The 20,545-nt window shown below is 57.4% G+C and carries 20 protein-coding genes and 1 other RNA gene; 11 read left to right on the top strand and 10 right to left on the bottom strand.

Going from position 1 to position 20,545, the window contains the following annotated elements; genetic code table 11:
• Positions 1-27 precede the first annotated feature (27 nt).
• Positions 28-1,122: a cell division protein ZapE gene (zapE, locus tag ACMXYI_RS01780; RefSeq protein ID WP_415771323.1), complete on the top strand. Its 1,095-nt coding sequence runs from the start codon at positions 28-30 to the stop codon at positions 1,120-1,122.
• Positions 1,123-1,178: 56 nt separating this feature from the next.
• Here the strand turns inward: zapE and ACMXYI_RS01775 are convergent, their stop codons facing one another.
• The 5 genes from ACMXYI_RS01775 to ACMXYI_RS01755 form a co-directional block, all read right to left on the bottom strand.
• Positions 1,179-2,159 (bottom strand): asparaginase, encoded by a 981-nt coding sequence (locus tag ACMXYI_RS01775; RefSeq protein ID WP_415771321.1) that lies wholly within the window; start codon positions 2,157-2,159, stop codon positions 1,179-1,181.
• A gap of 78 nt (positions 2,160-2,237) precedes the next feature.
• The gene (locus ACMXYI_RS01770; RefSeq protein WP_415771319.1) at positions 2,238-3,446 is read right to left on the bottom strand and encodes a hypothetical protein; all 1,209 of its coding nucleotides are present in this window, start codon (positions 3,444-3,446) and stop codon (positions 2,238-2,240) included.
• Between the two features lie 16 nt (positions 3,447-3,462).
• Positions 3,463-4,350 (bottom strand): nitrilase family protein, encoded by an 888-nt coding sequence (locus tag ACMXYI_RS01765; protein ID WP_415771317.1) that lies wholly within the window; start codon positions 4,348-4,350, stop codon positions 3,463-3,465.
• Between the two features lie 201 nt (positions 4,351-4,551).
• On the bottom strand, positions 4,552-6,495 hold the full coding sequence (locus ACMXYI_RS01760; RefSeq protein ID WP_415771315.1) for a flavin monoamine oxidase family protein: 1,944 nt from the start codon (positions 6,493-6,495) through the stop codon (positions 4,552-4,554).
• A gap of 215 nt (positions 6,496-6,710) precedes the next feature.
• Positions 6,711-7,607: a GlxA family transcriptional regulator gene (locus tag ACMXYI_RS01755; RefSeq protein WP_415773842.1), complete on the bottom strand. Its 897-nt coding sequence runs from the start codon at positions 7,605-7,607 to the stop codon at positions 6,711-6,713.
• 244 nt (positions 7,608-7,851) lie between these two features.
• Between ACMXYI_RS01755 and ACMXYI_RS01750 the strand changes: the two genes are divergently transcribed.
• Positions 7,852-8,988 (top strand): acyl-CoA dehydrogenase family protein, encoded by a 1,137-nt coding sequence (locus tag ACMXYI_RS01750; RefSeq protein ID WP_415771313.1) that lies wholly within the window; start codon positions 7,852-7,854, stop codon positions 8,986-8,988.
• A 132-nt stretch (positions 8,989-9,120) separates the two neighbouring features.
• On the opposite strand, the gene ACMXYI_RS01745 is transcribed toward ACMXYI_RS01750, so the two are convergent.
• Positions 9,121-10,161, bottom strand: a complete 1,041-nt coding sequence (locus ACMXYI_RS01745) for an NADP(H)-dependent aldo-keto reductase (RefSeq protein WP_095130461.1) — start codon at positions 10,159-10,161, stop codon at positions 9,121-9,123.
• Between the two features lie 245 nt (positions 10,162-10,406).
• Between ACMXYI_RS01745 and rplM the strand changes: the two genes are divergently transcribed.
• The 7 genes from rplM to ACMXYI_RS01710 all read left to right on the top strand — a co-directional run bounded on the left by rplM (position 10,407) and on the right by ACMXYI_RS01710 (position 15,292).
• Positions 10,407-10,835, top strand: a complete 429-nt coding sequence (gene rplM, locus ACMXYI_RS01740; RefSeq protein WP_007905295.1) for a 50S ribosomal protein L13 — start codon at positions 10,407-10,409, stop codon at positions 10,833-10,835.
• A 14-nt stretch (positions 10,836-10,849) separates the two neighbouring features.
• Entirely contained in the window at positions 10,850-11,242 is a 393-nt protein-coding gene (rpsI, locus tag ACMXYI_RS01735; RefSeq protein WP_003216038.1) for a 30S ribosomal protein S9, read from the top strand.
• A 267-nt stretch (positions 11,243-11,509) separates the two neighbouring features.
• Entirely contained in the window at positions 11,510-12,103 is a 594-nt protein-coding gene (gene petA, locus ACMXYI_RS01730) for a ubiquinol-cytochrome c reductase iron-sulfur subunit (protein WP_007905300.1), read from the top strand.
• Positions 12,103-13,314 (top strand): cytochrome b, encoded by a 1,212-nt coding sequence (locus ACMXYI_RS01725; protein ID WP_008155974.1) that lies wholly within the window; start codon positions 12,103-12,105, stop codon positions 13,312-13,314. The genes petA and ACMXYI_RS01725 overlap by 1 nt, the downstream gene beginning before the upstream one ends.
• Positions 13,314-14,096 (top strand): cytochrome c1, encoded by a 783-nt coding sequence (locus ACMXYI_RS01720; protein WP_129441363.1) that lies wholly within the window; start codon positions 13,314-13,316, stop codon positions 14,094-14,096. Before ACMXYI_RS01725 ends, ACMXYI_RS01720 begins: the two co-directional genes overlap by 1 nt.
• A 148-nt stretch (positions 14,097-14,244) precedes the next feature.
• Positions 14,245-14,862, top strand: a complete 618-nt coding sequence (locus ACMXYI_RS01715; protein ID WP_008155978.1) for a glutathione S-transferase N-terminal domain-containing protein — start codon at positions 14,245-14,247, stop codon at positions 14,860-14,862.
• A 16-nt stretch (positions 14,863-14,878) separates the two neighbouring features.
• A complete protein-coding gene (locus ACMXYI_RS01710; RefSeq protein WP_008155980.1) occupies positions 14,879-15,292 on the top strand; it encodes a ClpXP protease specificity-enhancing factor in 414 nt (137 codons plus the stop codon).
• A 118-nt stretch (positions 15,293-15,410) separates the two neighbouring features.
• On the opposite strand, the gene ACMXYI_RS01705 is transcribed toward ACMXYI_RS01710, so the two are convergent.
• From ACMXYI_RS01705 to ACMXYI_RS01690, 4 genes are all read right to left on the bottom strand, one after another.
• On the bottom strand, positions 15,411-15,989 hold the full coding sequence (locus ACMXYI_RS01705; protein WP_008147477.1) for a BON domain-containing protein: 579 nt from the start codon (positions 15,987-15,989) through the stop codon (positions 15,411-15,413).
• Entirely contained in the window at positions 15,986-16,579 is a 594-nt protein-coding gene (locus tag ACMXYI_RS01700) for a phosphoheptose isomerase (protein WP_008025961.1), read from the bottom strand. The genes ACMXYI_RS01705 and ACMXYI_RS01700 overlap by 4 nt, the downstream gene beginning before the upstream one ends.
• A gap of 104 nt (positions 16,580-16,683) precedes the next feature.
• Positions 16,684-17,046, bottom strand: a complete 363-nt coding sequence (locus ACMXYI_RS01695) for a YraN family protein (RefSeq protein ID WP_019582357.1) — start codon at positions 17,044-17,046, stop codon at positions 16,684-16,686.
• Positions 17,046-18,857 carry a penicillin-binding protein activator gene (locus tag ACMXYI_RS01690; RefSeq protein ID WP_415771310.1) on the bottom strand — a complete coding sequence of 604 codons (1,812 nt, stop codon included), beginning with the start codon at positions 18,855-18,857 and terminating at the stop codon, positions 17,046-17,048. The genes ACMXYI_RS01695 and ACMXYI_RS01690 overlap by 1 nt, the downstream gene beginning before the upstream one ends.
• Positions 18,858-19,033: 176 nt before the next feature.
• On the opposite strand from ACMXYI_RS01690, the gene rsmI reads away from it, so the two are divergent.
• Together rsmI and rnpB are read left to right on the top strand one after the other, a co-directional pair.
• A complete protein-coding gene (gene rsmI, locus ACMXYI_RS01685; RefSeq protein WP_165353260.1) occupies positions 19,034-19,939 on the top strand; it encodes a 16S rRNA (cytidine(1402)-2'-O)-methyltransferase in 906 nt (301 codons plus the stop codon).
• A gap of 75 nt (positions 19,940-20,014) precedes the next feature.
• Positions 20,015-20,369: RNase P RNA component class A (rnpB, locus tag ACMXYI_RS01680), an RNA gene on the top strand.
• Positions 20,370-20,545 lie beyond the last annotated feature (176 nt).

Here is a 20,545-nt window from a genome sequence, read left to right as displayed (position 1 = left end):
CCGTTTTTGTTGCCTTGCTAACGAATTATGACGCCCCTAGAACGATATCAAGCTGATCTGAAACGCCCGGAATTCTTCCATGACGCCGCGCAGGAAACTGCGGTGCGCCATTTGCAGCGCCTGTACGACGATCTGGTCGCGGCCTCGCACAGCAAACCGGGTCTGTTCGGCAAACTGTTTGGCAAGAAAGACGTGGCACCGGTCAAGGGTCTGTACTTCTGGGGCGGCGTCGGCCGTGGCAAGACCTATCTGGTCGACACCTTCTTCGAAGCGCTGCCGTTCAAGGAAAAGGTCCGCACTCACTTCCACCGCTTCATGAAGCGCGTGCACGAAGAGATGAAGACCCTCGGCGGCGAGAAAAACCCGCTGACCATCATCGCCAAGCGCTTCTCCGACGAAGCCCGGGTGATTTGTTTCGATGAGTTCTTCGTGTCCGACATCACCGACGCGATGATCCTCGGCACGCTGATGGAAGAGCTGTTCAAGAACGGCGTGACCCTGGTCGCGACCTCGAACATCGTGCCGGACGGTCTGTACAAGGACGGCCTGCAACGTGCGCGCTTCCTGCCAGCGATTGCGCTGATCAAGCAGAACACCGAGATCGTCAACGTCGACAGTGGCGTCGATTATCGTCTGCGTCACCTTGAGCAAGCGGAGCTGTTCCACTTCCCGCTGGATGAAGCGTCCCACGAAAGCCTGCGCAAGAGCTTCCGCGCCCTGACGCCGGAATGCACGGCAGCCATCGAAAACGACGTGCTGATGATCGAGAACCGCGAAATTCGCGCCTTGCGCACGTGCGATGACGTGGCCTGGTTCGACTTCCGCGAACTCTGCGACGGCCCGCGTAGCCAGAACGATTACATCGAACTGGGCAAGATCTTCCACGCCGTGTTGCTCAGTGGTGTCGAGCAGATGAGCGTCACCACCGACGACATCGCCCGACGCTTTATCAACATGGTCGACGAGTTCTACGACCGCAACGTGAAGCTGATCATTTCCGCTGAAGTCGAGCTCAAAGACCTCTACACCGGCGGTCGCCTGAACTTCGAATTCCAGCGCACGCTCAGCCGTCTGCTGGAAATGCAGTCTCACGAATTCCTATCCCGGGCGCACAAGCCGTAGGACGGTTCGGAAAATAAAAAAGGCCTGCATTGCAGGCCTTTTTTGTGCGCTGTGTGTCAGTTTTGAACGAGAAAGCGCGCCAGTTCATCTTGCCGCTGACAGCCGACGAGCAGCCACAGCAGGATTCGGGCTTTGCGTGGACAGAGAAATCCAGCCATCAATGCACCTTTACTGATCAGGTCCATCTCGCTGCCAATAAATCCGTATGTCGATTGAGCCGTGGAGCCGGAACCTGTCCGGGTGGCAACGATGACAGGGATCTTTCTGGCGATGGTTTCGATTACATCCGCCCAGCTCGCGCCAACGTGTCCTGCACCGAAACCCGCAATCACCAGCCCGTCGTAACCCAGTTCGAGGATGTTCTCGATTAACAGGGTATCGGCGCAAAGCGACGCTTCCAGCAGGGCAATCTTCTGTGTGGTCAGCTGTGGCAACGGCAAGACCCTGCGCCGGACTGGCAGGCGCAGATAGTTGACAGTGTTTTCCATCAGCATGCCGGCAGGACCAACGATGGGGGAGGAAAACGCCTGCAATGCCAATGAGTCGGTTTTGCGGACGGCGTTCGCTGAATGGATCTGTCCGTTCATTACCACGTGAACGCCTCGTTGACGGCTGCTTTCAGCCAGTGCAACCCGGCAAGCATCCAGCAGATTGGCCGGCCCATCCGCCCCTGCCTGGGCTGCCGAACGCATGGCGCCGGTCAGGACCAACGGCTCGTCGTTGTCCCACAAGTAGTCAAAAAATGTGGCGGTTTCCTCTAGGGTGTCCGTGCCTTGAGTGATGACAATACCCACCGCACCTTGCCTGATTTGAACATTCGCCCAGGAAAGGGCACTCAGCAAAAAGTCGAAATCAAGTGAGGCACTGGGCAACAGTCCGAGCGTTTCTACGGTGACGCGTGCCAAGGTCGCCAACTCTGGCACCGAGGCCAGCAGGGTTTCGCCGCTGACGGTCGGGATTACCCCTTCGCCGGCGTTCCTGGCTTGCATGCTTACGGTGCCGCCGAGCGCCGCAATGGCCAGTTTGGGCAGGTCCATGTGATACCTCATTAGCTTGTGATGAGAGGTGGCTGTATCCGGATTTGAGTCCGCGATACAGCCCAGTCGCGACGTTCGTCAGCTGGCTATCAGCAGTCCGACAAACGGAATGATCAGCAGCGTACTGATAGCCATGGCCAGTACATTGCCGATGAAACCGTGCATGTCGGCCGGCAACCGCTTGGCAATCGCACATGCCAGTGGTGGCGCAATCAATGCCCCCAGCAGTGCGCTTGAGGCGATGACCTGCCAGCTGCCACCGTACGTCAGAACGGCCGCCGGCACGACTGACACCAATGGAACATAGGTGGGATGCCAGCCGCGCAATACCCATTGCCGATGCCAGATCACTACCCCTAACGCCGAGGTCAACGCCTGCGCGGCGATCAGTTGGGGCAGCAAGCCCGTGCCATACACTGGGCTCGTCGGGTTCAAGGTGTAAGCCAGCAAGGCGCCCGCGATCAAGCCGAGACTGGCCCATTCATTGCCGAAGAACGGCGCTTCCGAAAAGTCGGCCAACACCCGGCGTAGACTCCACACGACGCCATAGTCCGGCGTTTTTGTGATGACGGGTGCGGGCACAGGGGCGGACGGCTTCTTGAGTGGGGCGGACTTCACCAGGCTCGGCAGGTAACGGCAGAGCAGAAAAGCGCCGACGCTGGCGACCGCCATGCCCGTGACGTTGCCGATCACAGCCGGCAATCCGAGGGGGCTGCAGACGTAATTGACGATCAACAAGCACATCGGAGTGACGAACACGGCGCCCATGATTGCGCCATTGATCGTGACCTTCCAGCCGCCGCCAAACATCAGCACCATCGCCGCCGGCAACGAAACAAAGGCGGCAAACGTGGGTTGCCAACTGGTGGCCGTGACCGTCCAGCCCCACAGAAGGTTGCTCAACAACAGGCCCAGCAACGAGCTGGTGACGAGCCACGGCCATAATCCGCTGCCGTAGCAAATGGTAAAGCCTTGCCAGGCTTTTCCCGTTCTATTCGCCCAGTAGGCCAGGTAGGCGCCTGCAAGCAACCCGATCGAAGCGAACTCATGTTTGTAGAACGCCACCTCGCTGATGTCTCCCAAGACCCAACGCAGCCAGGCACTGGGCTCCGGGAGGCTCGATACCATGTGACTGTAGTCTGGCCAATGGGCTGACCAGGATGTCCGGTAGGTGAATGAGAGCCAGATGATCAACAGAGTCGTGCTGAGCATCAGCCAGATGATCGCCATATCCAGCCGCGACCTGGCGGCAAGCCGGTTTTGCGGTTTTTCGTTGGTGGTTTCCATCAGTCATTCCCCCTTATCAGCGCGGCAGACAAGGGTGCTGGGTGTAACCGAGCATTTGATCGTAGAGATCGGTTCGACGATCGCGATGCAAATCGTTCAGGTTGTTCCAGATGGGCGCGCTGCGCGAGCTGGTCAGGTCGATGTCGGCAAACAGGATTTCCTGCTTGTCCGCTGAGGCCACCTGGCCAATCGGCCAGCCGTTGGTGCCCGCGATCAGCGAGCAGCCCAGGTAACGTGCACCTCGCTCTTCGCCGATCCGGCTCGCCGCCGCAATAAACACATTGTTGACGTGAGCCGCCGTCATTGTCAGGTACGACGCCATGCACTTGCCGGCGTCATCGAACAGGGGCGGCGGGGTCCAGACCCAATTGTTCAGGCTGCAAATAATGTCGGCGCCTTGCTGGCTCAAAATGCGCGGTACTTCCGGGAACCAGATATCCCAGCAGATCAACAACCCTATGCGACCGATTGGGGTTTCGAAAACCGGGAAGCCCAGATCGCCCGGCGTGAACCACAATTTCTCCAGATTCCACAAATGAGCTTTTCGGTACTTGCCGATGAAGCCGTCAGGCCCGACAAGAACGCCGGTGTTGAACAGCTGCATGCCGTCGCGCTCCGTCAAACCGGCGACCAGATAAACCTTGTGCTGGCGGGCAAAATCCATCCAGCTCTGCACGCTCGGCCCGCTGGGAACGACCTCCGAATGCTCGAATGCATCCTGCCGGGTTTTGAAGAAGTAGCCTGTGCTTGAAAGCTCGGGCAGGACGATGAGATTCGCACCGTCATTTGCCGCTTCCATAGCCAATTCCAGGCTGCGACGCAGATTTGTTTCGTGATTTTCCATGCCGACTTGTGGATCGAATTGCACGACTGCTACACGAACAGGGCTTGTTGGCTCACTCATTTCCGATGACCTCTTTTTTATTGTTATTCACGCTGTTTAATTGCGTGCTTATGAGAGTCGAATCGGTGAGAACGCGTAAGTCAGCTACTTCCGTTTAGGGTGTAGTCCGTATCCCAAGATGACTGCGCGAGGCGCTTGGCAGGAGGGTCGACAAAGTAGAGCCAATGCACGTCGTGCATGGCTCCAGATTAAGGAAGGTGATCAGGTTCCGACGTTATAGTGCGGGTAGTCGTTCATGGAAAAACCGCCATGGAAGGTCGCTGCGGTTTTGTTACAGATATGGATGACCGCATCGACAGCACCCCGAAAGCACGGCTCGGTCCAGCCAGCATCGACTGAAAATGACTCCCCGGAAAAATACAGACCTGAGACATGCGCGAAGTCCCGGTTGTACTTCATCAGGCTGACGGCGTCGTAGTAGGTGCCAGGTCGGTATAGCTTTGCACAACCCAGCGCATTTTTATCGGTCATCCAGCGTTGGACCACGGCTTGATCGAGGCCAATATACGAAGAGATTTTCTCCTGGATGTTGGCGGAATTCATGAGGATCCGGTCCAGCTCTTTGGCACACTTGTGCACCAATTCCTTGTCGGTGAATGAGGCCAGTTTGGTGGCGTCATCCTCCCATGTGTAACTTAAAAGGATGCAGTCATAACTATATTTATCGTTGTAGCGATAGGTGTAGACGTCGTGAATGAAACTGTCAGTGACGATGGCTTGCGGGATTTTGCTGTTTTTTGAAAGAAAGGATTTTTTTAACGGTGCGAAGACTTTGCAACTGGTTTCCCAGTGCGCGGTTTTATAGGCATTGATCATTTCGAACGGCAGCATCTGTGGCGTGAAGTTTTCAAGCTTGATGCGAGTTTCTATCAGCCAGGAGGGAAGGGTCATGATGACCGAATCAAAGTCATCGAAGTACTCCTGGATTTGCTCGGGTTGGCTGTGTTTCCAGTTGTAGTAGACGCGTGTTTTCTGGTTGGTCAGTTTTTTAAGTTTTGTAACGGATGAGTCCGTGAGCAAACCGTTGTTTCTTTCCCTGCAGTGTTCGTAGAAGGACTTTCCGGTTTCGTCGGTTTTCATGAACAGCAGGCATTCGTCCAGCGCTGCGAGTCCTATGTAGCGGGGGCTGTCGAAACTTCGCCCCATCGAGTCAAAAACGGCTTCGTTGTGCAGGTAGGGTGAATCTAGCGGATCGCCCGTTGAGTCCACCCGACCATGGATCAATTGTAGCTGGCTGCTGAATCCAAAAATGGCAGTGCGCAGGGGATAAAGGGAGCAGACATCGTAAAAGGCACCCCAACTACCGTCGCCGATGCCAATGGCATAGAAGATCGCGGACTCCTGTGCGGACATTCCCATCCCGCCAAAGTCCCCCGGTGAGCGTTCATCCCAAGCTTGCAGGGTGGGCATGCTGACCAGATCGCGAAACGAAACGCTCTCGTATTTTTCGACGATAGCAGCCCACATGACTTCCCATGCCTGACTGGCGTAAACCTCAGCGACGTGCCGGGTCATGCGATCGGCAAAGGCCTTCCACTTTGCATAAACCTTTTGCAGTTCTTCACCGGGAGGTGGTGTCTGGCCATCTTCATTTTTCCAGATCAGCATCTGCGGAGTCGGCCCGCCGCTCATGCTGCCCTCTCGCAGATAGATCCCGGTCGAGGTGACCCACTGGCTTCCGGGATTGGCAAAATCTGAAAACGCCAGGTCGAACGCCTTGGCGTAGTAAGCCATCAGCGACCGTCCCTCTGTCGGTGGCTCGTCCGCCCGGTTGAAGAAGGGCATGCGCATGGCCCCCATTTCAAACGGTGTATGACTCATCGGGGAGTTCGGGCTTCCAGGGATGGTCAGGTGTCTGCCGCCTATGCGTCTGGATTGTTCTATGAGGGTGATTTGGGTAAAACCGCAGCGATACAGTTCTCTGGCGGCCGTCAGTCCGGTTACGCCGGCGCCAATAATGCAAATTTTATGGTGCGGGTCAGTTGCCTTGGAGATGCCGTTTTCCTGTTCAACCAATGCTCGATAGTCGAAGCACAAGTCGGGTGGGTTTGGAAAGCGAGTCGCCCATTTGTTTTCAGTCGATCGCTTTGCCCGAACGGACTTGGCGACTAATGACGGGTAGTTGTAGCTTGATCCGATGGTCACTGTTGATCTTCCCTGATGTTGTTTTCAGGGAACGATGTTGAAGTTTTTAAGGGGTGTTGTATGTGAGCAGAATCGAGTGCTCTAGCGCTCTGTATTCCGCTTTATGCGTAGGAAAATGCATAGCGAAAGAACTGCGTGGCCGGCCTTTTTGTACGCGCAAGATTCAATGTGGGAGCGAGCAGGTTCGCTCCCACAGTTGATTTGTGCTCCAGGATCTATGCCGCTTGCTGAAACTGCTGTCGATACTGGTTCGGCGACAACTCCGTGTGTTGGCGGAACAGCCGAGCGAAGAAACTCGCATCGTCGTAACCGACTTCATAGCTGATGGTCTTGATGCTCTTGCGGCTGCCGGACAACAGGCCCTTGGCGGTTTCGATGCGCAGTCGTTGCAGGTAATGCAGCGGCTTGTCGCCAGTGGCGGTCTGGAAGCGCCGCATGAAGTTGCGGATGCTCATGCCGTGTTCGCGGGCCACGTCTTCGAAGCGGAATTTGTCGGCGAAGTGTTCTTCGAGCCAGTGCTGGATCTGCAGGATGATCACATCCTGGTGCAGCTTCTGACCGCCGAAACCGATTCGGCCCGGCGAGTAGCTGCGCTGCACTTCATAAAGAATGTCCCGCGCCACGGCCTGGGACACGTTGGCGCCGCAGAAGCGTTCGATCAGGTAAATGTAAAGGTCGCAGGCCGAGGTGGTTCCGCCGGCGCAATACAGGTTGTCGGCATCGGTCAGGTGCTTGTCCTGATTGAGCTGAACCTTCGGGAAACGCTCGGCAAACGCATTGAAGAAGCGCCAGTAAGTGGTCGCTTCCTTGCCGTCGAGCAGCCCGGCCTCGGCCAGCCAGAACACCCCGGTGGCTTCGCCGCAGAGTACTGCACCGCGAGCATGTTGCTGACGTAGCCAAGGCAGGACCTGTGGATAACGTTGGCAAAGGGTGTCGAAATCGTCCCAGAAGGCTGGAAGGACAATGATGTCGGCGTTTTCCAGGCCGCCGTCCACCGGCATGATCACGTCACTGAAGCTGTTCACCGGTTTGCCGTCGGGGCTGACCAGGCGGGTTTCGAACGCCGGAGTCAGGCCTTGGCCCAGTTGTTTGCCGTAACGCAGGCTGGCCAGGTGGAAGAAATCCTTGGCTTGCATGAGGGTGGAAGCGAAAACCCGGTCGATAGCCAGGATGCTGACGCGCCGCAAGGGCGTGGAGACTTGGTTAGACATAATTCAACTTTATTCTTATAGGGGAAAGTGGTCACCAGACGGCTGGATCGTCTTATTTTTTGTCGGATGTGTCCAGTGTCCTGTATCGGATGCAGGGCATAGTCTCTGAAGGTCAATTCCGGCTAACAATAACGACAGGTGCCGCATGATCCCCAGAACTTTGTTCAGTTCCGAGCACGAACTTTTTCGCGACAGCGTGCGAACGTTCCTCGAAAAAGAGGCCGTGCCGTTCCATGGGCAATGGGAAAAACAAGGCTATATCGACCGCAAACTCTGGAACAAGGCAGGGGAGGCGGGGATGCTGTGTTCGCATTTGCCGGAAGAGTACGGCGGCCTGGGGGCGGACTTTCTCTACAGCGCAGTGGTGATCGAAGAGATCGGTCGTCTCGGCCTGACCGGTATCGGTTTTTCCCTGCATTCGGACATCGTCGCGCCTTACATCCTGCATTACGGCAGTGAAGCGCTGAAACACAAATACCTGCCGAAACTGGTGTCTGGCGAGATGGTCACGGCGATTGCCATGACCGAGCCGGGTGCCGGTTCCGACCTGCAAGGGGTGAAAACCACCGCAGTGCTCGATGGAGACGAGTATGTGATCAACGGTTCGAAGACGTTTATCACCAACGGCTATCTGGCGGACCTGGTGATTGTCGTGGCCAAGACCGATCCGAAGGCTGGCGCGAAAGGCACTAGCCTGTTTCTGGTGGAAGCCGACACCCCAGGATTCGCCAAGGGCAAGCGTCTGGAAAAAGTCGGCATGAAGGCTCAGGACACCTCGGAACTGTTCTTCCAGGACGTTCGGGTGCCCAAGGAAAACCTGTTGGGGCAGGCCGGGATGGGCTTCGCGTACCTGATGCAGGAATTGCCTCAAGAGCGTCTTACCGTTGCCATCGGCGGGCTGGCTTCGGCTGAAGCTGCGTTGCAATGGACGCTGGATTACACCCGCGAGCGCAAGGCATTCGGCAAGGCGATCGCCGACTTCCAGAACACCCGCTTCAAACTGGCGGAGATGGCGACCGAGATTCAGATCGGCCGGGTCTTCGTCGATCGCTGTCTGGAACTGCACCTGCAAGGCAAGCTCGACGTGCCGACAGCGGCGATGGCCAAGTATTGGGGCACTGACCTGCAATGCAAGGTGCTCGACGAGTGCGTGCAGTTGCATGGCGGTTACGGGTTCATGTGGGAATACCCGATAGCCCGGGCGTGGGCGGATGCGCGGGTGCAGCGGATTTATGCGGGGACCAATGAAATCATGAAGGAGATTATTGCGCGGTCGCTGTAATTTGCGGCGACTGTCAGGCCCTCATCGTCGGAACGCCGCCCGGAGCAAGCTCGCTCCCACAGGGGAATGCATTCCAAATGTGGGAGCGAGCTTGCTCCGGGCGGCGTTCCGACGATTGGGTTTATGAATCGATCAAGGCGCCGGGTTCGGGTGATCCTTGTGAATCGCTTCGATCCCTTCCAGTACTTCATCCGACAGCTTCAGCTCGAAGCTCGCTAAATTGCTTTCAAGCTGCTCCATCGTCGTTGCGCCAATGATGTTGCTGGTCACAAATGGCTGTTGAGTGACAAACGCCAGCGCCATTTGTGCCGGATCCAGGCCGTGTTCACGCGCCAGTGCCACATAACGACTGCACGCGGCTTCCGACTGCGGGTTGAAATAGCGGCTGAAGCGGCTGTAGAGGCTCAGGCGGCCTTTAGGCGGACGCGCGCCACCTTCGTACTTGCCCGACAGGAAACCGAACGCCAGCGGCGAATAAGCGAGCAAGCCGCACTGTTCGCGGATGGCGATTTCCGCCAGACCGACTTCGAAGCTGCGATTGAGCAGGTTGTACGGGTTCTGGATCGACACGGCGCGTGGCCAGCCACGGGCTTCGGCCAGGGCGAGGAAGCGCATGGTGCCCCATGGCGTTTCATTGGACAGGCCGATGTGGCGGATCTTGCCGGCCTTGACCTGCTCGTCCAGCGCTTCGAGGGTGTCCTCCAGCGGCGTGAGGTTGGCTTCGGTCTGGTGTTTGTAACCGAGCTGACCGAAGAAATTGGTGCTGCGTTCCGGCCAGTGCAGCTGGTAGAGGTCGATGTAGTCGGTCTGCAAGCGCTTGAGGCTGGCGTCCACGGCTTCGGTGATGTGCTGGCGGTTGTGTCGCAGGTTTTTGTCGCGGATGTAGTCGATGGTGTTGCCGGGGCCGGCGATCTTGCTGGCCAGGATCCAGTCGGCGCGATCACCGCGGCTTTTGAAGTAATTGCCAATGTAGCGCTCGGTGGTGGCGTAGGTTTCGGCCTTGGGTGGCACCGGGTACATTTCGGCAGTGTCGATGAAATTGATCCCGGCGCTTTTGGCCCGTTCAATCTGGGCGAAGGCTTCAGCCTCGCTGTTTTGCTCGCCCCAGGTCATGGTTCCGAGGCAGATGGCGCTCACGTTCAGATTGGTTCGGCCTAGCTGTCGATAGTCCATCGGGTGCTCCTTGGGCAAAACAATCATAAAAGCAGGTTGAATTATTTTTCGCAATCTGCATAATTGCGCACCTCTTTCTGCAGTGGAAGTGATGCGCCGCCGCCGAAGAATCTTGCCGTTGAACGGACGCGCCGACCCGAGCCCCCGAAAGCGTCTGTATCCGGCTGCCTTTGACTTGTCAAAGTACGCACTATTCAGTAAGATCCGCCGTCTAATTTACAGGGCGGCCCCTGAGGCTATAAAGAATGAAAACTTTTACTGCTAAACCGGAAACAGTACAGCGCGACTGGTTTGTCGTCGACGCTGCAGGTCAGACCCTGGGTCGTCTGGCCACCGAAATCGCGAGCCGTCTGCGTGGCAAGCATAAAGCTGAGTACACTCCTCACGTTGACACCGGCGATTACATCGTCGTTATCAATGCCGAGCAGATTCGTGTAACCGGTGCTAAAACCACCGACAAAATCTACTACTCCCACTCCGGTTTCCCGGGCGGCATCAAGTCGATCAACTTCGAAAAGCTGATCGCTAAAGCCCCTGAGCGCGTGATCGAGACCGCGGTCAAAGGCATGCTGCCTAAGAACCCGCTGGGTCGCGACATGTATCGTAAGCTGAAAGTCTATGCGGGCGCTGTACACCCTCATACTGCTCAGCAGCCCCAAGAACTGAAGTTTTAACGGAATAGTTCATTATGTCGGCGACTCAAAATTACGGCACTGGCCGTCGCAAGACCGCAACCGCACGCGTTTTCCTGCGTCCGGGTACTGGTAACATCTCCATCAACAACCGCACCCTGGAAAATTTCTTCGGCCGCGAAACTGCCCGCATGGTAGTTCGTCAGCCGCTGGAATTGACTGAGACTGTCGAGAAATTCGACATCTACGTCACCGTGATCGGTGGTGGTGTAAGTGGTCAAGCTGGCGCAATCCGCCACGGTATCACTCGCGCACTGATGCAGTACGACGAAACCCTGCGTGGCGCTCTGCGCAAAGCTGGCTTCGTTACTCGCGATGCACGTGAAGTTGAACGTAAGAAAGTTGGTCTGCGTAAAGCGCGTAAGCGTCCGCAGTACTCGAAGCGTTAATTCGCTTTTACGTTCAAAAAGAGCGCCCAGTTTCCTCGCGAAGCTGGGCGTTTTTTTATGGGCGCGATTTATCAAAGAATTGCTCTGTGACAACTTGCCACAGCCGTAGAAGCCCTATACTGCAAGGCTTGGCAGTGGAGCCCCTCGGTAATTACCTTGTCAGAATTGGGGCTTTTCATTACCATTCGGCAAAATTTTTATAAGTTCAGATTTTTACTTAGTAGACGCCTGATTTAACAGGCCACAAAGCTGATGGGAGAGGACTGAATGAGCAATGACGGCGTGAATGCAGGCCGGCGTCGCTTCTTGGTAGCAGCCACATCCGTGGTGGGTGCTGCAGGAGCGGTGGGGGCTGCGGTCCCGTTCGTGGGGTCATGGTTTCCCAGTGCCAAGGCGAAAGCCGCAGGTGCACCGGTGAAGGTGAATGTCAGCAAAATCGAGCCAGGCCAGCAGATGATTGCTGAGTGGCGCGGTCAGCCGGTGTTCATTGTCCGCCGTACCGAGGAAATCCTGGGGAATCTGAAAAAGATCGAGGGCCAGCTGTCTGACCCGACCTCCAAGAACTCGACACAACCGACCTATGTCGACCCGGAAACGCGTTCGATCAAGCCAGAGGTTCTGCTGCTGATCGGTATCTGCACGCACCTGGGTTGCTCGCCGACCTTCCGTCCAGAAGTGGCGCCTGCGGATCTGGGCAAGGACTGGGTAGGTGGTTATTTCTGCCCTTGCCACGGTTCCCACTACGATCTGGCTGGCCGCGTCTACAAGTCGCAACCTGCGCCTTTGAACCTGCCAGTTCCCCCGCATTCCTATGAGACCGATGACATCATTGTCATTGGCGTCGATACGGAGAAAGCGTGATGAGCAAGTTCATGGATTGGGTTGATGCGCGCTTTCCTGCGACCAAAATGTGGGAAGACCATCTCAGCAAGTACTACGCCCCGAAGAACTTCAACTTCTTCTATTTCTTTGGTTCCCTCGCGCTGCTCGTTCTGGTCAACCAGATCGTTACCGGTGTCTGGCTGACCATGAGCTACACCCCGTCGGCGGAAGAGGCGTTTGCTTCCGTCGAATACATCATGCGCGACGTCGAGTACGGCTCGATCCTGCGTCTGCTGCACTCCACTGGCGCCTCGGCGTTCTTCATCGTGGTCTATCTGCACATGTTCCGTGGCTTGCTCTACGGTTCGTACCAGAAGCCGCGTGAGCTGGTGTGGGTCTTCGGCATGCTGATCTATCTGGCGCTGATGGCTGAAGCCTTCATGGGTTACCTGCTGCCGTGGGGCCAGATGTCCTACTGGGGTGCCCAGGTGATCATCTCGCTGTTCGGTGCGATCCCGGTCATCGGCAACGACCTGACTCAGTGGATCCGTGGTGACTACCTGATTTCCGGTATCACCCTGAACCGCTTCTTCGCCCTGCACGTTGTTGCCTTGCCGATCGTGATCCTCGGTCTGGTGGTGCTGCACGTTCTGGCGCTGCACGAAGTCGGGTCGAACAACCCGGACGGCGTGGACATCAAGAAATTCAAAGACGAAAACGGCGTACCACTGGACGGCATTGCCTTCCACCCGTACTACACCGTGAAAGATATCGTCGGCGTGGTGGTGTTCCTGTTCATCTTCTGCTCGATCGTGTTCTTCTTCCCGGAAATGGGCGGCTACTTCCTCGAGAAGCCGAACTTTGAAGTGGCGAACGCCTTCAAGACGCCAGAGCACATCGCACCGGTCTGGTACTTCACGCCGTTCTACGCGATTCTGCGGGCGATTCCGGACAAGCTCCTGGGCGTTATCGCCATGGGCGCGGCCATCGCTGTGCTGTTCGTCCTGCCATGGCTCGATCGTAGCCCGGTCAAGTCGATGCGCTACAAAGGCTGGCTGAGCAAGATCTGGCTCTGGGTGTTCTGCATCTCCTTCGTGATCCTGGGCGTGCTGGGCGTACTGGCCCCAACCCCTGAGCGGACGTTGCTGTCGCAGGTATGTACCTTCCTGTACTTCGCCTACTTCATTCTGATGCCGTTCTACACCAGGCTCGAGAAGACCAAACCGGTTCCGGAAAGGGTGACTGGCTGATGAAAAAGCTATTTGCTGTACTGATTCTTGCTGCTTTGCCTGTGCTGTCCTTCGCGGCCGAACACGGTGGTCCTGAGCTGGAAAAGGTCGACATCGACGTTTCCGACAAGGCTGCCATGCAGGATGGCGCGCGTACATTCGCCAACTACTGCATGGGCTGTCACAGTGCCAAGTTCCAGCGTTACGAGCGTGTCGCCGATGACCTGGGCATTCCGCACGACCTGATGCTCTCGAAGGTGGTGTTCACCGGCGCCAAGATCGGCGACCACATGAGCATCGGCATGCAGCCGGCTGACGCCAAGACCTGGTTCGGTGCGGCGCCGCCCGACCTGACCCTGGTCGCCCGCGTTCGTGGCACTGACTGGCTCTACGGTTACCTGAAATCTTTCTACGAAGACCCATCGCGTCCTTGGGGCGTGAACAACAAGGTGTTCCCGAACGTCGGGATGCCTAACGTTCTGGTCGGCCTGCAGGGTCGTCAGGTGGTAGGCTGTAAACAAGTTCAAATCGTCGAAGACGGCAAGAAGCAATACGATCCGCTGACCGGCACGGCTTTGACGCATGAAGCCTGCGACCAGCTGACCATACTGCCGAAAACCGGCACGCTGAACGAAGAGCAGTTCGACGAGAAGGTCAAGAACCTGGTGACCTTCCTGGCCTACTCGGCCAACCCGGTGAAGCTGCAGCATCAGCGCATCGGTACCTATGTGTTGCTGTACCTGGCGTTCTTCTTCGTATTCGCATACTTGCTCAAGCGTGAATACTGGAAAGACGTCCATTGATATTGCTGTAAAATTGCTGTCAATCGCGCGCGCCCAAGGGCGTCTCTGAAGGTGTAACGAGCCTGGTGATCCAGGCGTTACGGGAGGCGTCCTCTGGGCGCGCGCGTTTTTCCGTTTCCGATAATTTCAACAAGCGAGGAGGACCGCCATGGGCGTGACCAATCGGTTGGCCTGTTACTCCGACCCCGCCGACCACTATTCCCACCGAGTGCGTATCGTACTTGCAGAGAAGGGTGTCAGCGCCGAGATCATTTACGTGGAAGCTGGTCGCCAGCCGCCTAAACTGATTGAAGTGAACCCTTACGGCAGCTTGCCCACCCTGGTCGATCGTGACCTGGCGTTGTGGGAGTCGACCGTGGTGATGGAATATCTGGATGAGCGTTACCCGCACCCGCCTTTACTGCCGGTTTATCCAGTGGCGCGTGCCAACAGCCGTCTGCTGATTCATCGTATTCAGCGTGACTGGTGTGGTCTGGTGGATCTGATCCTGGATTCCCGGTCCAAGGAAGCAGCCCGTGTCGTGGCTCGTAAAGAGCTGCGCGAAAGCCTGACCGGCGTGTCGCCGTTGTTCGCCGACAAGCCGTTTTTCCTCAGTGAGGAACAAAGTCTGGTGGATTGCTGCCTACTACCAATACTCTGGCGATTGCCGATTCTGGGTATAGAACTGCCGCGGCCTGCCAAGCCGCTGCTTGATTACATGGAGCGCTCGTTTGCGCGTGAGGCTTTCCAGGCGAGTCTGTCTGGTGTCGAACGCGATATGCGCTAAGGCTTAAGGAGCCGCTATGAACTCCAGTCGACCTTATCTGGTCCGCGCGCTCTACGAGTGGATTGTGGACAACGATTGCACCCCGCACATGCTGGTCAATTCCGAGTATCCGTCGGTGCAGGTGCCTCAGGGTTTTGCCAGTGACGGACAGATTGTCCTGAACGTATCGCCGGCAGCCGTGCGTCATCTGCACATGGACAACGAAGCGGTCAGCTTCGAAGGGCGTTTCGGTGGCGTGCCGCACACCCTGTACGTGCCTATCGCATCGATCCTGGGCATTTACGCCCGGGAGAACGGTCAGGGCATGGTGTTCGATCTGGAATCGCCTATGGAAGACGAGGAAGAGATCGAGCCGGATGACGATATTCCGCCACCCGACAGCGAGCCGCCGCGTCCCAGCGGTCGACCAAGCTTGAAGGTGGTGAAGTAATAAAAAAGGCGATCCGGATGGATCGCCTTTTTTATTGCTTCTGTAGGAGCCGAGCTTGCTCGCGATGGCGATTTCAAGGACGCCATCGCCGGCAAGCCGTGCTCCTACAGGGGGGGTATCAGTCGATGTATTCAAACAACTTCACGATTTTCTGCACGCCGGAAACGCCTTGCACCAGGTTGGTGGCTTGGGCAGCTTCCTGCTTGGTTAGCAGACCCAGCAGGTAGACAATGCCGTTTTCGGTGACAACCTTGATGCGCGAGCCCGGGATGTTCGGGTCGGTGAGCATCTGGGTCTTGATCTTGGAGGTCAGCCAGGTGTCGTTCTGGCGGGCAAGGAAGCCGGAAGGTGGCAGGACTTGCAGTTCGTTGTGGACTGTCTTCACCCGCTGAACAGCCGCAGCGGCCTGTTCGGCCTTGGCCTTGAGGTCGGCACGCGGGGTTTGCCCGGCGAGCAGCACGACACCATTGAAGCTGGTGACGACGATGTGCGAGTCGTTATCCAGGGCTGGATCGGCCTTGGCGATGTTCACGCCGACCTTGGTGTCGATCAGAGAGTCGTCGATCTTGCTGCCGAAGGTGCGGGTGCCGCGGTCATCTTCAATCGGTGCTTCACGGCTGGCGTTCACCACCGAGGTGCAGCCGCTGATGCCGAGGCACAGGGTCAAGGCCAGAAGGCCTAGGCGATTAGGGGTCATTCTTCACTCCCGAACAGTTGGCTGTCGATCAAATCGCAAAGGCAATGGATCGCCAGCAGGTGGACTTCCTGAATACGTGCGGTGACGTTGGCCGGTACGCGAATCTCGACGTCCTCGGGCAATAGCAGCGACGCCATGCCGCCGCCATCGCGACCGGTCAATGCTACGACAATCATTTCGCGATCATGTGCGGCCTGGATCGCTTGAATAATATTTGCCGAGTTGCCGCTGGTGGAAATCGCCAGCAATACGTCACCCGGCTGGCCGAGGGCGCGGATCTGTTTGGAGAAGATTTCGTTGTAGCTGTAGTCGTTGGCGATCGAGGTGATCGTCGAGCTGTCGGTGGTCAGCGCAATCGCTGGCAGGCTCGGACGCTCGCGCTCGAAACGGTTGAGCAGCTCGGACGAGAAGTGCTGGGCATCACCGGCAGAGCCGCCGTTGCCGCAGGACAGCATTTTGCCTTCGTTGAGCAGGGCGTTGACCATCACCTGGCTGGCTTGCTCGATGTGCGGTGCAAGTACGTCCATCGCCATTTGCTTGGTATCGATACTGGCCTGAAAAAGCTGGCGAATTCGGGATTGCATGTCCATCTGTGTGACCTTAATTAGCGCGGCTACTTGGCACATGAATGTGCAGCCCGCAAAGCAAAGAGCAAAAGTGTTGGGTGAAAGTGTCCGGTTCGGAACGTACGCGATCAGCTGTCGAAGGCATTCTGCAACCAGTTCAACTGATCGAGGTTGCTGTCGATGGCAACCACGTCGAAACGGCAAGGGGAGTTGGCCCAGCGCGACTCGCGCTGAAGAAAATACTGCGCGGCAAATATCAGCTTCTGCCGTTTGCGCTCATCGATGCTATCGAGCGCGCCACCCCATTGAGTGTTTTTTCTGTAGCGGACTTCAACGAATACTACTGTATCGCCATCAAGCATGACCAGATCAAGCTCACCGCGTTTACACAACCAGTTCTGCGCCAGCAGGCGCAGACCTTGTTGTTGAAGATGCTCGAGCGCATGGCGCTCGGCATCTTTACCGCTTTGCTGGCGTGATCTGTCGGGCATCAGCGCGGGGTGTCCGGCAGGCGTTGAACCTGGCCGCTGACGAACTGTGCCCATGGCAACTGGCGGATCACACGTTGGTTCTGAGTCATGCCCAGGCTGCCCGATTGACCTTCGATGCGGCTGTCCGGCAGAGCCTTGAGTTGACCCAGGCGTGGTGCCAGGCGATAGGCATCAACACCCATCGCGTACAGACGACCCAAGCTGCCACCAGCCTGTGGCCATTGTGCAGTGACCTGTTTGCGCAGTGGATCACTGGCATCCAGCAACCATGGGGTTTCGCAGAAGCGAATGCCGTTCATGTCGTTGTACTGATTCACATCGCCGCTGGCGCTGAACACGTGGGAGGTGGCATAAACCGGCACATCACCGGCGTACTGGAAGTTCAGGGTCGGCTTGATCTGCTGGGCTTGCTGAGGCGTTGCAGCCAGGAAGATGAACTCGATGTCCTGACGGCGCGAAGGCTGGGCGGCTACCTGCCCGCCAACGGTACTTTGCAGGCTCTTGGCACGACCTTCGCTCTGACGCAGCTGGAACATGTCGGCAATCTGCTGGGCCAGTTGAACCGGTTGGTCGACACGTTCGGTGGCGACGATGCTGCCACCGTTAGCCTGCCAATCCTGGCTGAACGCTCTCAAGACGCGATCGCCCCATTCGCCTTTCGGCACCATGATGGCTGCGCGATGCAGGCCATCGGCGCGAGCACGGCGGGACACTTCGCGGGCTTCGTCTTCAGCCGCAAGACCGAACTGGAACAGCTGGGCCGGACCTTGTTCGCCTTCGCTGTAGTTCAGCGCCAGGGTGGTGATCGGCAATTGCGGGCGAGCGCTGAGCTGCTTGACCAGCGGCTTCTCCAGCGGACCGACGACCAACTGCACGCCATCGGCTTGGGCCTTGCGGTAGAACTCGTCCATCGAAGTGAGTTTCGAACTGTCATAGAACTCGATGGCTGGCGGCTTCTGCCCGGCTTGTTGGGCCTGGTAGTGAGCGGCCATGAAACCTTCGCGCAGTGCTTTGCCGACCGACGCCAGCGGGCCGTCTTGCGGCAGCAGCAGGGCGATTTTGCTCAGGGGCTGGCTGGCCAGTTCCTTGAGCTTGGTCAGTGGCAGCGGCAATTGAATGGCGGCCGGGTGCTTTGGATTCTGTGCGCGCCAGTTGTCGATCGCGGCTTGCTGCTGTTCCAGGGTGCCGGCAGTTTTCACCGCCTGCGCCAGGCCCATCCAGCCGCCGAGGTCGTCGGTGGTGCTCGGCTGCAATTGATCGGTCGGCAGCGAGGCGATCAAGGTCCAGATCGCTTCGTGGTTTTTGCTTGCCGCTTCACCTTCAAGCATTGGCGCAATGAAGATGCGCTCCCGTGCGGCAGCCAGGGTCTGGCCATCGGCTTCAAGGGCGCGGGCATGAACAGTGCCGGTGCGAACCTGTTGCTCAACCGGTAGTTCACTCAGGCGTTGCAGGCTCGGATGACTCAAGGCTGACAGTGCCGCTTTGGGCTGATTGCGAACCATGGCCAGTTCAGCCGCCAGGGTGCTGGCGAAAACCTGTTGTCCGGGCTTGAGTGTTTCGACGGGGACTTGTTGCAGGATTTGCGCGGACTGGCCGGCATTCCCTTGACGATAGGCCAGGTCTGCCGCGCTCAGGCGCAACAGGGAGGCTTTTTCCGGGTCTTTGCTTTGAGCGGCCTGTGCGAGCAATTGCTCGATACTGGCATCCGGGGTCCGTGGAAGTTCGCCAAGGCTGGAGGAGGGCGAGCTGGCGCAAGCCGCCAACAAGGCAGCGAGGCAGAGGGCAGTGAACAGCCGCAGGCAAGCGATCATGTAGTGTTCCTGATACTCGATCAAATTAGCGTGGAATTGTACCCAAGCACTGGCCGGGGCGCGATGTTACTGGTGTGAATCGATCAATTTAGCTCGTGCAAATGTTGCGGCACTGCACAAAAGGCTGCAAAACCGAGGGGTGCTTGCGCGTATCGCGAACGTCACGACGCGCTACAATGGCGGCTTTTACCGATCATGAGGTGTGCGCTTTGACTGCTCCAGGTGCTTTGAATTCCGCTGCTGGCTCGCTTTATGTGGTGGCGACGCCCATCGGCAACCTGGACGACATCAGTGCGCGTGCGCTGAAAATCCTGCGCGAGGTCGCTCTGATCGCCGCCGAAGACACCCGTCACTCTCAGCGATTGATGCAGCATTTCGGCATTCCTACGCCGCTGGCGGCCTGTCATGAACACAATGAGCGGGATGAAGGTAGCCGCTTTATCACTCGCTTGCTTGCCGGCGACGATGTGGCGCTGATTTCCGATGCCGGCACGCCGTTGATTTCCGATCCGGGTTATCACCTCGTGCGTCAGGCTCGTGCTGCGGGTATCAATGTGGTGCCGGTTCCGGGCGCCTGCGCGTTGATTGCAGCATTGTCGGCGGCGGGGTTGCCGTCGGACCGTTTCATCTTCGAAGGCTTCCTGCCGGCCAAGGCTGTCGGTCGGCGCGCCCGTCTTGAGTTGGTGAAGGAAGAGCCACGCACGCTGATTTTTTATGAGGCGCCACACCGCATCCTTGAATGTCTGCAAGACATGGAACTGGTGTTCGGTGGGGAGCGCCCGGCTTTGCTGGCCCGTGAAATCACTAAAACCTTTGAAACCCTTAAGGGCTTGCCGCTGGCCGAGTTACGCGAGTTCGTCGAGTCAGACAGCAATCAGCAACGCGGCGAGTGCGTGGTGTTGGTGGCGGGTTGGTCTGCCCCCGAGACCGAGGACGCCGTCAGCAGTGAAGCGATGCGCATTCTGAATCTGTTGCTTGAAGAAATGCCGCTCAAGCGAGCCGCGGCGTTGGCGGCGCAAATTACCGGCGAGCGCAAGAATGTGCTCTATCAGGTCGCGCTGGATAAACAGAAGGGCGAGTAAAAACCGATGTGCAGGCGCGGCCCAAGGCGTTTAGCGCTTGTCCTTCGGCCGCTCTGCCGTTAATCTTCGCGGCGGAGAGTCGATCGGACAGTCGCTGCCCTCTATGAAAATTAGGGGGGGGAGGAAAGTCCGGGCTCCATAGGGCGAAGTGCCAGGTAATGCCTGGGAGGCGTGAGCCTACGGAAAGTGCCACAGAAAATAACCGCCTAAGCGCTTCGGCGCCGGTAAGGGTGAAAAGGTGCGGTAAGAGCGCACCGCACGTCTGGCAACAGTTCGTGGCTTAGGTAAACCCCACTTGGAGCAAGACCAAATAGGGTCCCAAGGCGTGGCCCGCGCTGGGACCGGGTAGGTTGCTAAAGATGTCCAGTGATGGCCATCGTAGACGAATGACTGTTCAAGACAGAACCCGGCTTACAGATCGACTCTCCACCTTTTTTCTCTCCTCTGCTTAAATCATTGAGCAGGGCGCTGGTGATGGCAATTCCCCTCCTTACACAATCGTCGGCAGAAGCACTTTCGTAATACCGAAAAAATCTTACTCTTAATAAATTACTTTAACTTCCGAGCGCAGCCATCAGTGCTGGTTCAAGTTATTGAGCGGGATTA

The organism is Pseudomonas lyxosi, assembly GCF_047758685.1.
Lineage (GTDB): Bacteria > Pseudomonadota > Gammaproteobacteria > Pseudomonadales > Pseudomonadaceae > Aquipseudomonas > Aquipseudomonas lyxosi.
This window is presented reverse-complemented; position numbering and strand designations above follow the sequence as displayed.

What these genes read in the sequence shown, in the direction of transcription:
- zapE (WP_415771323.1), top strand. Translation starts at nt 28, where the DNA reads ATGACGCCCCTAGAACGATATCAAGCTGATCTGAAACGCCCGGAATTC.
- ACMXYI_RS01775 (WP_415771321.1), bottom strand. Translation starts at nt 2,159, where the DNA reads ATGGACCTGCCCAAACTGGCCATTGCGGCGCTCGGCGGCACCGTAAGC.
- ACMXYI_RS01770 (WP_415771319.1), bottom strand. Translation starts at nt 3,446, where the DNA reads ATGGAAACCACCAACGAAAAACCGCAAAACCGGCTTGCCGCCAGGTCG.
- ACMXYI_RS01765 (WP_415771317.1), bottom strand. Translation starts at nt 4,350, where the DNA reads ATGAGTGAGCCAACAAGCCCTGTTCGTGTAGCAGTCGTGCAATTCGAT.
- ACMXYI_RS01750 (WP_415771313.1), top strand. Translation starts at nt 7,852, where the DNA reads ATGATCCCCAGAACTTTGTTCAGTTCCGAGCACGAACTTTTTCGCGAC.
- ACMXYI_RS01745 (WP_095130461.1), bottom strand. Translation starts at nt 10,161, where the DNA reads ATGGACTATCGACAGCTAGGCCGAACCAATCTGAACGTGAGCGCCATC.
- rplM (WP_007905295.1), top strand. Translation starts at nt 10,407, where the DNA reads ATGAAAACTTTTACTGCTAAACCGGAAACAGTACAGCGCGACTGGTTT.
- rpsI (WP_003216038.1), top strand. Translation starts at nt 10,850, where the DNA reads ATGTCGGCGACTCAAAATTACGGCACTGGCCGTCGCAAGACCGCAACC.
- petA (WP_007905300.1), top strand. Translation starts at nt 11,510, where the DNA reads ATGAGCAATGACGGCGTGAATGCAGGCCGGCGTCGCTTCTTGGTAGCA.
- ACMXYI_RS01725 (WP_008155974.1), top strand. Translation starts at nt 12,103, where the DNA reads ATGAGCAAGTTCATGGATTGGGTTGATGCGCGCTTTCCTGCGACCAAA.
- ACMXYI_RS01720 (WP_129441363.1), top strand. Translation starts at nt 13,314, where the DNA reads ATGAAAAAGCTATTTGCTGTACTGATTCTTGCTGCTTTGCCTGTGCTG.
- ACMXYI_RS01715 (WP_008155978.1), top strand. Translation starts at nt 14,245, where the DNA reads ATGGGCGTGACCAATCGGTTGGCCTGTTACTCCGACCCCGCCGACCAC.
- ACMXYI_RS01710 (WP_008155980.1), top strand. Translation starts at nt 14,879, where the DNA reads ATGAACTCCAGTCGACCTTATCTGGTCCGCGCGCTCTACGAGTGGATT.
- ACMXYI_RS01705 (WP_008147477.1), bottom strand. Translation starts at nt 15,989, where the DNA reads ATGACCCCTAATCGCCTAGGCCTTCTGGCCTTGACCCTGTGCCTCGGC.
- ACMXYI_RS01700 (WP_008025961.1), bottom strand. Translation starts at nt 16,579, where the DNA reads ATGGACATGCAATCCCGAATTCGCCAGCTTTTTCAGGCCAGTATCGAT.
- ACMXYI_RS01695 (WP_019582357.1), bottom strand. Translation starts at nt 17,046, where the DNA reads ATGCCCGACAGATCACGCCAGCAAAGCGGTAAAGATGCCGAGCGCCAT.
- ACMXYI_RS01690 (WP_415771310.1), bottom strand. Translation starts at nt 18,857, where the DNA reads ATGATCGCTTGCCTGCGGCTGTTCACTGCCCTCTGCCTCGCTGCCTTG.
- rsmI (WP_165353260.1), top strand. Translation starts at nt 19,034, where the DNA reads ATGGCGGCTTTTACCGATCATGAGGTGTGCGCTTTGACTGCTCCAGGT.